This is a genomic window from Mesorhizobium sp. B2-4-14 (genome assembly GCF_006442155.1).
GTDB lineage: Bacteria > Pseudomonadota > Alphaproteobacteria > Rhizobiales > Rhizobiaceae > Mesorhizobium.
Window position 1 is genome coordinate 113,542 of sequence record NZ_VFVA01000015.1, and the last position, 13,269, is coordinate 126,810.

Sequence of the window (13,269 nt, forward strand, 5' to 3'; positions counted from 1 at the left end):
TCGTTTATTCAACGAAAACCTTCACGCTGGCCGCCCGTCCCACGGCGTCGATCACGGTCAGCGTCGAATAGCCAGCGCCGTCCGGTTGCCAGGTCGCCGTGCGGCGGCGGTCGATGCCGGTGAGCGGCTTGCCATTGGCCAGCCAGCGGAACGGCGCGCGGCCGCCCTGCAGCTTGAGCACCAGCGGCGTGGCATCGGCCGAACTGGTGCCGAGATCGATACGGGCGCCATTGGGCGGAAAGATGATGGTCGGCGCCGGCTCGGTCGGCGTTGCCTGCACGAGACCGTCCGAACCGGCGCCGAAGCGGGCAAGTGTCACCGGCAGGTCCTCTCGCTTGGGGGTGAAAGCGCCGGGCGGCTTGCCCGGCAGCGGCACGGTGGCAAGGCCGGAGCGGACAAAGCCTTCGAACAGGATGGGCGCGGCCGAGACATAGCCGGAGAGGCCGGGCACAGCGCCGGCGTCGGGCCGGCCAACCCAGACGCCCAACACATAGCGGCCGTCGAAGCCGACCGACCAGGCGTCGCGGTAACCGTAGGAGGTTCCGGTCTTATAGGCGATGCCGCGCTGCAAGGCGCCTTCCGGCGGCTTGACCCCCGACAATATGTCGATGATCTGCCAGTTGGCCTGGTCGTTGAGGATGGTGGTGGCCGAGCTTTCGGCATTGGCCGGTTCGGTGCCATCGTGCAACGTGTGCGTCTTGCCGCCATTGGCGAGCCCCGTATAGAGCTGGACCAGATCGCGCAGCGTGACGCCAACCCCGCCGAGGCCAATGGCCAGGCCCGGCGCCTCATTGACCGGCAGGATCGGGTTGATGCCCGCCTGGCGGAAGCGCGCGGTCAACCGCGCCGGGCCGACGGCGTCGAGCACGCGGATCGCCGGCACATTGAGCGACAGTTGCAGCGCCTGGCGGATGCTGACGTCACCCTGGTAGCCCATGTCGAAATTCTTCGGCCTATAGCCGCCGAAATCGACAGGGCTGTCCTCGATCAGCGTTTCCTGCGCCACCAGCCCCTGTTCGAAGGCGAGGCCGTAGATGAACGGCTTTAGCGTCGAGCCGGGCGAGCGCACGACCTTGGTCATGTCGATCCAGCCGGAACGGCTGGCGTCGAAGAAGTTAGCCGAGCCGACTTCGCCCAGAATGTCGCCGGTGCGGGAGTCGGCCAGCACCATGGCGACGGAGAGACGCGGCCCAAGCTTGGCGGCGGCGTCGCGCGCCACCTGTTCCAATCCTTGCTGGACGCTTTTGCGGATCATCAGCTTGAGCGGCTGTCCGGGCACGGCTTTCGGCAGCATCGCATAGGAGGCATGTGCCGCCAGCGCCGGCAAGGTGCGGCGCAGGCCCGACACATCGTCGAGTGCTGCGCGTCCCGCCTCGCGCTCGCCGATCAGGCCGGATGAGACCATGCGGCTCAGCACTCGGTCGCGGGCGGCATGGGCGATTTCGAGGTTGCGGTCAGGCCGGCGCTTTTCCGGTAATTGGGGCAGGGCGACGAGCAGCGCGGCTTCGGAGACCGTGAGCCGCTTCGGCTCCTTGCCGAAATAGGCGAGCGAGGCCGCGCGCACACCTTCGAGGTTGCCGCCATAGGGCGCCAGCGTCAGGTAGCGTTCGAGGATCTCGCGCTTGGACAGCCGCCGCTCGATCTGGATGGCGCGCAGCATCTGCTTGATCTTGGAGCCGAGGCTGCGGCTTTCGCGCGGCTCGATCAGGCGGGCAAGCTGCATCGACAGGGTCGAGCCGCCGGAGACGATGTGGCCGCTGGCGACGAACTGGCCGGCGGCGCGCGCAAGCGCCAGCACGTCGAAGCCCTCATGATCCCAGAAACGCTTGTCCTCATAGGTGACCAGCATGTCGACGAACTGCTTGTCGACCTGATCGAGATGGGTTTCGAGCCGCCAGTAGCCGTCCGGCGTGGCGAAGGCGCGCAGCAGCTGGCCGTCGCGGTCCTGGACCTCGGTGGAGACGGCGAGTTTCTTGGGAAGCGGGGGCGGGAAGGCGCGGTCGAGCTCCCAAAGGGCTGCGAAGGAAAGGGCGAGGATGCCGGCGCAAGACGCTGCGGTTATGGCTGCTCGACGGAGAAATTTTCTGGAGAGCATGGCGCCGCCCCTCATCCCCCTGCCGGGACGACGGCCCTTCGGGCGTTCGCCGTTCGAAAAGCCAAGCAATTGGCTTTTCGTCCGCTGCGCGGACCACGTCTCACCTCCCCGTATAGTGACGGGGAGAAGGGAGCTGGCCGCAACGTCGGCGCCTGCTCTGTGGAGATGGGCGAAACCTTAGGCGAAGGCCCCTTTCTCCCCGTCACTATACGGGGAGAAATGCCCGGCAGGGCAATGAGGGGCAGCGCAATCGTTTCGTTCATCCTCGTACCATCAACACCTTACGGCGCCTTGATCTCCATCATGCCGGTGGCGGTGCGGGCCGAATATTGCGGCCGGTACATGTCCTCCACCGTTGCCGCCGGATGGGCGTAGGTGCCCGGCGTCACGGCGCGCACGACATAGGCAAGCGTCAGATTGTGGTCGTGGTCGCCATCGGCGGGGTTGAATGCCGCGACGAAACGGTCGTCGCGGAATTCGAGGTGGGCGGCGTCGGTCTGTGCCAGCCAGGAGAAGTTCGTCAATTGCGCACTGGAGACCAGGCCGGGATTGTCGATCTCGAAGCCGGCCGGCAGAAGGTCCGTGACCAGCAGGCGCGAGGGCCAGCTGTTCTGCTCCGTCACCTTGAGCACGACGACATAGCGTTCGTTCTGCGTTGCCTCCGTCACATTGGCTTCGGTGCCGTCGAGCTTGTAGTAGGTGCGCGCGATGGTGAAGCCTTCACCGCCGGCCGGCAAAGGCTGGACCGGCGACGCCACGGTGGTGACGACGGCCTGCAGCGGTGTCTTGCCGGTGTTGGCGATTTCGAGCGGGCTGTCGACCAGCTCGGAGCCGGCGACCTGGTTGGAATAGCCGCCGGAATGCGGCGCCCCATTGACGGTCAGCGTGATGGAATCATTGCCTTCCTTCAGCGCACGAGCCGACAGCAGCATCCAGGATTCGTCCTGGGTGCTGGTCCAGCGGGCTTCGGCCCGTTCCCTGGTCACCAGCTTGATCAGCTCGGGCAGGATCGTCGACACCGGCTTCGATTCCGCCGCCAGCGCCAGCATCGCCGCGCCATCACGCAGCGGCGAGCCGTAGTCGGAGCGGTAGTAGTCGTAGTCGGTACTCGACTTGGCAAGCTGCAGCGCGGTCTTGAACGTCGCCTCCGAGCGCTGGGTGTCGCCGTAGAGCGCCAGGCTCGCCGCCAACTGGGCGACGGCCATCGGACTCGAGAAGGCTTCCAGCTGGGTGTCGGCATAGTAACGCAGGTCGCCGATCGAGGCCTTTTTGTTGCGGGCCAGGACGTAGAGAGCGTAGGCGATCTCGCTGCCGCGGTCCTGTACGCTCTGGTCGTAGCCGAGCGAGTTCTGCAAATTGTTCAGCGCCTGGTTCATGGCCTGGGCAGGCACGTCGTATTTCTGCTCACGCGCCCGGGTCAGGAACTCGCTGACATAGGCGTCGAGCCACAGGTCGCCGGAGCCGGGTCCCCACAGGCCGAAGCTGCCGCTTGAGGATTGGTAGCTCAGGACCTTGTAGATGGCATCCTGGATGCGGCCATGCAGGTCGGGATCGCTTTCCATGCCGATGCCGGAGGCCATCTCGTTGACGTAGAGGAGCGGCATGGCGCGGCTGGTCGTCTGCTCGGCGCAGCCATAGGGATAGCGGTCGAGCGTCATCAAGAGCGAGGGCACGTCGAAGGCAGCCGCCTGCGAAACACCGACGCTGACGGAGGCGCCATCAAGCAGGCTTGCCCCCAGAAGCTCCTTGTCGACGCGAAGCGCGCCGCCATTGCCCTTGAGGTCGACCACCAGCCGGGTGGTGACCGGCAGCTGTGCCGGGCGCACCGGCACATAGAGCGTCTGCTCGACCTTGGTGCCGTCGGCATGGGCAAGCCTGATGGTCAGCGAGGCATTGCCCGCCGTCTTGGCGATCAGCGGCACGGTCAAGGTCTGGCGCTTGCCCTGGGCGAGCGTCAGCTTCTGGGGCAGGGGCTTGTCACCCGTCGACAGGTCGCCCGTCGTATCGATCGACAAAGCGTAGTCGCCGGCCGGGCCGTCGGTATCGGCCACGTCGAGCCGCATGACGGCGTTGTCCCCAGGGGCGAGGAAGCGCGGCAGGCCGGCCGTGATCACCACGGGATCGCGCACGATCACATCCGACTGGGCATGGCCAACGGTATCCTTGGTCCAGGCGACGGCCATGACGCGCACGGTGCCGTTGAACTGCGGAATGTCGAAATCGATCCGCGCCTTGCCGTCGGCGTCGAGTTGGACAGGGCCAGAGAAGAAGGCGACCAGCTTTTCGGTGGGCGGGCTGCCTTGCGCCTGCATGTTGGCGCCGTCACCGCCGGTCCGCAGCTTGCCGGTGGTGCCTAGCGAGCCGTCGATCAGGCGGCCGTAGATGTCGCGGATCTCCATGCCCAGCATGCGCTGGCCGAAGAACCAGTTCTCAGGGTCCGGCGCCTTATAGTTGGTCAGGTTGAGGATGCCGACATCGACGGCCGCGACCATGACATAGGCATTGCTTCCCGGCTGCACGCCGGCCACGGAAACCGGAATCGACAGCTGTCGGCGCGGCATGGTCTTGTCCGGCGGCGCGAGCGTAACGGCGAGCTTCTTGGCGCCCGGGTCGACCTTCAGCCATTTCACGCCGATGGCGCGGGCCGGCATACGGCTCTCTTGGGCATCGCCCGGCCGGAACAGTGTCGCGGTGACATAGGCGCCGGCACCCCAGTTGTCGCCGACCGGAATGTCGACGGTGCTGCCGCCGGCCGGCACGGTCGCCGTGATGGTCTTCAAGAGCTTGTCGGAACCGATGTTGATCAGAAGTTCGCCCGCAAAATGCGGCGAGACCTTGAGCTTGGCCACTTCGCCGGCGGCATAATTGTCCTTGTCCAGCGCAATTTCCAGGCCGTCAGGCGTTTCGGTGGTGGTCGAGGCGACGTACCAGCCGGCGTCGAATTCATAGCTGGTCGCCGGTCCCTCCGGGTCCGAGGTTTCGACCTCGAGCCGGTACTGGCCCCAGTCGACCGGTAAGGAGACGGTTGCGTCGCCATCGGCGCCGAGATCGACCTGGCCATTGGCGATCGACTTGGTGAAGGTGACCGGCTCGTAGTTCCACGAATTGTTGGAGCGGTACCACTGGTAATTGCGTTCGACCTTGACCAGTGTCCAGTGCGCGCCTTTCAGCGCCTCGCGCTTGCCGTCGGGATCGACGGCGATCAGGCTGAACTTGGCCGTGCCGCCCTGCGGCACTTCATTGTCGGCGAAGTCCGGGCGGATGCCGATCATTTGGCCTTGCGGGCGGATGCCGATGTTGAGCGAGCGTTCGATGGCGCGGCCACCGGCTTCGCGCATGCGCACCGTCACCTTGCCGTCGACCAGCTTGGTGGTCGAAGGCAACTGGTCGACCGAGATCGGGAAGGTCGCCTTGCCGTCATCGCCGACCACCGGCAGATTGGCGAGCGGCGTGACCGTGGGCTCCGCCGACTGTTCATCGGCGAGGCCGAAGGAAAAATCGGGGAAGCGGTCCCAGTCGCGCGACGTCGACAGCGTCAACTCACCTTCCAGCGCCAGACCCGCCGCCGGCGCGCCGTAAAGGAAGCGGCCATCTATGTTGATGTTGGCGGTTTCGCTCCGCGCGATCTCCTGCTTGTCGGCCTTCATGTCGAATTCGATGCGATCCGGCACGAAGTCCTCGACCAGGAACATCTGGCTGGCCACCGCCGGCTGCTTGGGATCGGTGTGGATCGACACCGACCAGGTGCCGCGCATCGCATTGGGTTCCAAAGGCAGGTCGACGGCGTGGCCGCCGGCCGAGGCGCCGTCGCTGACGATGCGGCGGTCCTCGACACCATCCGGGCGCGAGAAGATGAAGGTCAGCGGCAGGTTCTCGACCGCCTTGGCCGCGCCGTCGCGGGCAAGGGCGGCGACATGGACATCCTCGCCGGCGCGGTAGATGCCGCGTTCGGTCCAGGCGTAGACATCCAGCGCACCGGGCGCCGCGCGCCCGGTGACGCCACGGTCGGACAGGTCGAAGCCGGCCTTGGACATGTCGAGGAAGACAAAATCATTGTCCCCTTGCTTCGCCATCAGCACGGCCGGCGCCATGCCGCCATCGCCGCGCGTCAGGCCGGGATTGAACACGGCATGGCCGTCGGCATCCGACGTCGCGGTGCCGAGAACCTCGTTGTTCCTGGCAACCAGCGTCAGTTCGGCGCCGGCAATCGGCTTGGCGGAGCCGAGCGAACGGGCAAAGACGTTGAGACCGTCCTGGCCGGTATAGGTCGACAGGCCGATGTCGGAGACGACGAACCACTGCGTGGCCAACGAATTGTAGCTGTCGCCCTTGTCGTTGACGGCTTGGGCGGTCAGCACATAGACGCCGGGCTTGCGCTGCGGCAGGGCTTCGTCGACCGGAAAGGAGGTGGTGACCTCCTTGTTCAAATCGTTGACGATATCGAGCTGGCCATGCCAGACCGGCGCGCCCATCTGCTCGGAAACGGTGGAAATGTCATAGCCGTCGAGCTGGTGCAGGAACTGGTAGCCCGACAGAAGCTGCGCCAGCGAACGGTCGCCGATGCGGAAGAGCTTCATCTCGGCGGCGTTCATGTTGACGGTGACGACCGGAATGCCGCGGCGCGCGCCGGCCGGCAGCACGAAGCTGTCGCCGGTGAAGCGGGCGGACGGCGCGCGGTCCTGCACATAGATCGACAGCACCACGGGGGCGGCGGTGACTTCGCCGATGGCGGCCGGCAGGCCGGCGCGGAAGGTGACGTCATAATGCTGGCCGTGTTCGAGGCCTCCGACGCAGATCTGCTTGTCCTTGGCCTCGACGCCCTTGGGTGGCGCGTTGTCGACGGTCACGAACTGCGCGTAATCAACACCGGTCTTAACCAGTTCCTCGGAGAATTGCGCGCAGATGCGTGGCGCGCTGGTGTCGGCATCGACGCTATGGTCGATGACGCGGAAACCCTTGCGGGCCTTCAGATCGGCATACTCGGCCTGGACGGAAGGCGAAGCCACGAGGGCAAGGCTCGCCTCATAGGCCTGCAAGGCCGGGCGGTAGAGGTCACGTTTGTCGAGGCCGGCGCCGAGCAGCGCCAGCACGTCGGCGCGCGTCTTGGTGGTGCGCAGCAGCTTGTAGGCGTTGAAAGCGGCGGAAGTGCCATTTGCCGGCAAAGTGGAGGCTTCGGATGTGTTGGCGGCAGGCTGCACGGCCAGCGTTTCGCGCGCCAGGTCGAGCCAGAGCTGGCCGTCGTCCGGCATCACCGAGACCGCGGCCTCGTATTTCTGCATGGCGGAGCGATGGTCGCCGGTCAGCACGGCCTGCTCGGCGGCATTGGTCAGCGCCGCCATGCCTTCGGTCGGCTTGGTAAAGGCGGGACCGAGCAGTTTATTGCGGTATTGCTGAGCCTGGTCGGCCATCCAGTTGGGGAAGAAGGCAAGCTCCGGCGGCGCGCCGATATCGGGATCGCCGTCGATGTTGACGATCTTGCCCGCAACCGCACCATTGAAGGGCTTCAACTGGTTGTAGTCGGATTTGAGAAAGCACCATTTGGCCTTGGTGTTGTAGGTGAAGGCACGGCAGGCCGGATCGCCAAGGCAGGTCGTCTTGCACTGGTCGAGCGTGACGTTCTGGTCGGATCGGAGGTCGAAACCGAAATAGTCGGAATTGTCCGTTGTTGCGATTTTTCGCGCCTCGGCCGCTTGCGCGACAGTACCCAAGGCAAAAAAGAGAAGGATGAGAATCGACAGACCACGAGCCGCGCGCATTGCCATAACACCCTCCAGACAATTGCAGACGTCCGGGCATGATCAAGCTTCAGTCAGGCTTGTCAACGCGCGGGCGCGGCAGGTTTCCGCCTGCCAACGGTTTATTTTCCGGCCGATCACCGGTATGCGGGCAATAACCTCCATAGGACAGGGGATCACGCATTCTTGCGGTGTCGCAAAAGGTGTGAATTCCAAGCCCGTCCTATTTCAGACAATTGGATTGTTGCCCCTTTACGAGCGCTTCAGAACTTCATTCCAATTTTAGTTTTGTGGACTAGGTTGTCTTAATGCCGGCGCATGAAAAGCAGATGTCAGGGGGTACCGCGCCAGGGCGCGGGCTTCCTCGCGCCCTGCTTTTGGCCGTGATGTGCTCGACGGCGCTGGTCGCCGAATCGAGACCAGCGGCCGCGTTCGAGCTTTTCGGCATCAAGCTGTGGGGTTCCTCCAGCGACGAAGATGCCGATATTGTCGATCCCTTGCGCTACGCGGTGACGCTCTCGGCGCCCGACGCCGACAAGGATCTCGTCAAGAAGCTCGAAAACGCCTCGGCCCTGAAAGGCGACGAGGACCGCCCCGTCTCGGGCTCGCTCGGGCTGATGGCCAAGGCGCGCAGCGACCGCGAACAGCTGGTAGCAGCCCTCTATGCGGATGCCCGCTATGAAGGCGTGGTCACCATCACCATCGATGGCAAGCCGCTCGACGCGTTGCCGCCGGACGCCGAATTCAAGGGTCCGCAGCCCATTCCGGTGGCGATCAATATCTCGACCGGCCCCAAATTCACACTCGGCAACATTCGGCTGGAAGGCGACGCGGCTGGCCTGATGGGCGCCGACTATGGCCTGATATCCGGCGGCGACGCCGGCTCCGGCGCGGTGCTCAAGGCCGAAGCATTGGTCGTGCGCACGCTGAAGGAGCAGGGCAGGCCGCTGGCCAAGGTGACGGACCGCCAGATCGTCGCCGACCACGCCACCTCGACGCTGGACGTGACGCTGACGGTCGCCGCCGGCCCGGTCGCAGGCTATGGCGCGACCACGGTGGAAGGCACCGAGAAGGTCGACCGCGACTTCACCGAATACATGACCGGGCTGAAGCGTGGCAGGCAATACTCCCCGCAGGAGATCAGCGATGCGCGCGACAGGCTGCTGGGGCTCGAGGTCTTCAACAGCGTGACGTTCAAGGAAGCCGACAAACTGGACGCCGACGGCAACATCCCGATCGGCGTCCAGGTCAGCGAGCGCAAGCCGCGCTATTTCGGGCTTGGCGGCACGTTTTCGAACACCGAGGGCCTCGGCCTGGAAGGCTATTGGGGACACCGCAACCTGTTTGGTCGCGCCGAGAAGCTGCGCATCGACGGCGCCATCAGCGGCATCGGCAACAACAATCTGTCGGACCTGAACTACAATGCCGGCATCATGTTCGAGAAGCCCGGCGTGATCGGACCGGCCTCGAAGTTCTTTGCCAGCGTGAAAACGGTCTTCGAGCACCCGGACGCGTATGATCATTTCTCGGTCAAGGGCAGCACCGGCCTGTCCTATGAACTCGATAAGAAGCAGACCGTTTCGGCCGAGGTGGCGCTCGACTATTCACGCATCCGCGATGCCTTCGGCAAGCACACTTACCTGATCGCCAGCGTTCCCCTGCAGTATGTCTATGATAACCGGGACAGCCGGCTGAACCCGACCAAGGGCTTCAGGGTGCTGGCCTATGCCGAGCCCAGCTACGACATTCTGAGCGGCGCGGCCTTCCTCAAGCTGAAGGGCGAGGGATCGGCCTATCAGTCGCTGGATACGGCCTCGAAATTCGTCCTGGCCGAACGCGTCTCCGTCGGCTCGATCGTCGGCACGGGGCTTGAGAATGTCCCGGCCGACAGGCGCTTCTATTCCGGCGGCGGCGGCTCGGTGCGGGGCTATGCCTATCAGGGCATCGGTCCCAAGGATTTCACCGGCCAGCCGATCGGAGGCCTGTCCTTCTTCGAGACCTCGGTTGAGATGCGCATCGCCGTCACCGACACGATCGGCATCGTGCCGTTCGTCGATGCCGGCACGGTATCGACCAAATCGGTTCCCAACTTCTCCAACGTCAAGGTCGGCGCCGGCGTCGGCCTGCGCTATGTGACGCCGTTCGGGCCACTGCGCATCGACGCCGCCGTGCCGCTCAACCGCGACCCCAGCGATCCGCATTTCGGCATCTATGCCGGCATCGGACAGGCGTTTTGAGATGAGGACGGTCTGGCGCATCCTTCGCATTGTCCTCTACACGCTGCTGATCGTGGTCGCGGGGGCGATCGGCGCGCTGGTCGTGCTGACCAAGACCGAACGCGGACGCGACAATCTCGCCGGCATCATTTCGCGCCTGGCCTCGAGCGACGACCGCAAGGTCACCGTCAGCGGCATCGACGGCATCTGGTCGGGCGCGCTCAGCGTCGACCATGTCGTGCTGGAGGACCGCGAGGGTGCCTGGTTGGTGGCGCGCAAAGTGGCGGTCGACTGGTCGCCGCTGGCGCTGCTGTCGAAAAACTTCAGCGCCGACCGCATCGCGGCCGACCGCATCGAACTGGCGCGGCTGCCGGTGGCCAGCACCCAACAGCCCGCGCAGAGCGGCACGACGACGCTGCCTGTTTCCATTGATATCAAGCAGATCGACTTGCCCGAAATCGCGCTTGGTCAGGAGCTGGCTGGCAGCGGCATCGCCGAGCTTGCGGCGAAGGGATCGGTCAAGGCCGAAGCCACACCGCTGGCGGTCGAGACGGTGCTCAATGTTACCCGCCATGACGGCAAGCAAGGCAAGGTTGACGCCAAAGTCCACTTTGCGCCGGCCGACAACAGGCTTGACCTCGACCTTAAGGCTTCGGAGCCGGCGGGCGGCATCATCGCCAATCTGCTCAAGCTGCCCGATGCGCCGCCCGTCGACATAGTCGCATCAGGCACCGGGCCGCTCGCCAACTGGAACGGCATAGCCACGTTCACCGTCGACGGTGAGATCGTCACTCAATTGACGGGCCGTCACCAGTCCACCGACAAGGGCAGCCATGTCGAGGCCAAGGGTGACGGCGACTTCGCCGGCTTCCTGCCGGAGAATTTGAAGCCCCTGTTTGCCGGCAAGACCAGCTTCGATGTCGCGGGCACCGCCACATCAGCCGGTGGTATCAGCGTCGACCGGGCCAATATCGACAGCGACGCCATGCATGGCACCGCCACCGGCATCGTCGATCCCGCCGGCGCCAGCGATCTCTCTGTCCAACTCGCCGCCAAGGGCCCGCCCGTCGTGGTCAGCGTCGGCAGCGAGGCGCAACCGATCACGCTGGCGATCAAGAACGCCACCGCCCGCGCCTTTGGCGACGGCAAGGCACCGATTATCGACATCGGCGCCTCCTTCGTTTCGATCGTCGCCGGCGGCACCCGGCTCGACGATCTGGCGGCGCAAATCCACTCCGACGGTTTCGACATCCAGAATCGCGCCGGCCCGGTTGCGGTGAAGCTGGAGGCTGGCGGCCTGAAAACCGACGTCGCGACGCTGGCGCCGCTGGTCACCGGCAAGGTCGACGTCGATCTGGCCGGTTCAATCAGCAAGGACGCCATTGCCATTGACCAGGGCACGCTGCGGTCCGATGCGCTCAACGCTTCGCTGACGGCGACAGTGGCGCTTGCCGACCTGTCGATGCAACTCAAGATGAACGCCGACGCCGTGGCGACGGCCTTGCCGCCTCAGATCGCCTCGGTGCTCGGCGGGCGGGTAAAATTCTCGGCTGCCGCGACCCGCGATCCGCAGGGATCGTTCGCCGCCAATTCGATCGAACTCACCTCCGGATCGCTTAGCGCCAGCGGCACCGCCAGCATGCACGGCACGGACATCCAGGCCGACATCAAGGGCAAATTGGGCGACGTTTCGGTGTTGTCGCCGACGGTCGGCGTGCCGGTTGCCGGCGGGGTCGATTTCGCGCTGTCGGCAAGCGGCGCCATGACGGCGCCCGATTTCACGGTATCAGCCGACAGCGACAGCCTGACGGCCTCGGGCCGCACGGTAAAGGCGATCAAGCTGACGGCGAGCGGCAAGGCCGACATATCGAGCCCTTCCGCCACCGTCTCGCTGACCGGCGCCGTCAACGACCAGCCGCTCGACATCAAGGCGGCGCTGGTCACCAGCGAGGGCAAGCGTTCGATCAACGGCTTTCTCGTCTCGCTGGGCGACAACAAGGTGTCTGGCGACCTGGCGCTGGACGACAAATACATGCCTTTGGGCACGCTCACGCTTGCCGCTCCCGCCATCGATCAACTGGCCGCGCTCGCCGGCCAGGCTGTGACCGGCGATATCAACGGCAGCATCGTCTTTGCCAAGGAAGGCGATGCGCCCTCGGTGGCCATTGACGCCAAGAGCACATCGATCGCGCGCGGCGAGGTGACGGCCAAGACGATCGCCGTCAATGCGCTCATCGCAAACTTTCTCAAGGCGCCGGCGATCTCGGGCACCATCAAGGCCGATACGGTCACTTCGGGCACCACCGAAATCAGTGGCATCGGCGTCGATCTGAAGCGCGACGGCGACTGGACCAATTTCACCGGCGGCGCCACCATCGCGGGCATTCCGGCGACCGCTGCCGGGCGGGTGAAGATCGCCGATGGGACCACCAGTGTGGAGATCGCCTCGGGCGAGGCCACGGTTCGCGGCATCAAGACAGCGCTCGCCAAGCCTTCGTCACTGACCATCGCCAATGGTACGACCAACATCGAGAAGCTTGCGCTCGATATTGGCGGCGGCTCGATGACGCTGTCGGGCAGCGCCGGCCAGACGCTCGATCTCGCGGCACAATTCTCGGCGCTGCCGGCGGCCCTTGCCAATGAATTTTCGCCCGGCCTCGATGCCGCGGGCACCCTCAGTGGCATCGCGCAAGTGACCGGAACGCCGGCTGCTCCGGAGGTCCGGTTCAACGCGCAACTCGCCGGTGTCGAATCCAGCCAGACGCGCCAGGCCGGGCTCGGGCCGCTCGCCGTCGATGCGGCGGGTGGCTACACCATGGCCGGCGGTGTGGTCCTCGACCATGCCACGCTCTCCGGCGACAAGATTTCCGGCCAGGCCGCCGGCACCATCAATCCGAACGGAGCCAGCGATTTCGCGCTCGATCTCACCTCGTCCGGCCCCAGCCTGCCGCTGACGGTCGGAAGCCCGGAAAGCCCAGTCAAGATCGAGGTGCGATCATTGTCGGCCAAAATCGCGGGCGAAAGCACGCATACCCGGCTGGACTTTGCCGCGATCCTGCCCTCGGTCACCACCAGCCCGGCGAAAGTGGACGGGCTGTCGCTGGCACTGCACTCGGATGCGTTCGATCTCAAGAACCGGGCCGGGGCGGTTTCCGGCACGGTATCGGTGGACAAGGTCGGTCTCGAGAATGCCACGATCGCGCCGCTGATCGCCGGCAAGGTC

3 protein-coding genes and 1 pseudogene are annotated in these 13,269 nt (G+C 65.3%); 2 read left to right on the forward strand and 2 right to left on the reverse strand.

Annotated elements, in window-relative coordinates:
- Window positions 1–4: 4 nt before the first annotated feature.
- The gene (gene pbpC, locus FJ938_RS15680; RefSeq protein ID WP_246673348.1) at window positions 5–2,095 is read right to left on the reverse strand and encodes a penicillin-binding protein 1C; all 2,091 of its coding nucleotides are present in this window, start codon (window positions 2,093–2,095) and stop codon (window positions 5–7) included.
- Between the two features lie 281 nt (window positions 2,096–2,376).
- Window positions 2,377–7,857, reverse strand: a complete 5,481-nt coding sequence (locus tag FJ938_RS15685; protein WP_140695165.1) for an alpha-2-macroglobulin family protein — start codon at window positions 7,855–7,857, stop codon at window positions 2,377–2,379.
- A gap of 281 nt (window positions 7,858–8,138) precedes the next feature.
- Here FJ938_RS15685 and FJ938_RS15690 point away from each other — a divergent pair, with 281 nt between their 5' ends.
- Together FJ938_RS15690 and FJ938_RS15695 are read left to right on the forward strand one after the other, a co-directional pair.
- Window positions 8,139–10,067 carry an autotransporter assembly complex family protein gene (locus FJ938_RS15690; protein WP_140695168.1) on the forward strand — a complete coding sequence of 643 codons (1,929 nt, stop codon included), beginning with the start codon at window positions 8,139–8,141 and terminating at the stop codon, window positions 10,065–10,067.
- Between the two features lies 1 nt (window position 10,068).
- A pseudogene (locus FJ938_RS15695) lies at window positions 10,069–13,269 on the forward strand (translocation/assembly module TamB); the annotation flags it as partial.

Coding starts and splice junctions, on each gene's coding strand:
- pbpC (WP_246673348.1), bottom strand. CDS start 2,095: ATGCTCTCCAGAAAATTTCTCCGTCGAGCAGCCATAACCGCAGCGTCT.
- FJ938_RS15685 (WP_140695165.1), bottom strand. CDS start 7,857: ATGGCAATGCGCGCGGCTCGTGGTCTGTCGATTCTCATCCTTCTCTTT.
- FJ938_RS15690 (WP_140695168.1), top strand. CDS start 8,139: ATGCCGGCGCATGAAAAGCAGATGTCAGGGGGTACCGCGCCAGGGCGC.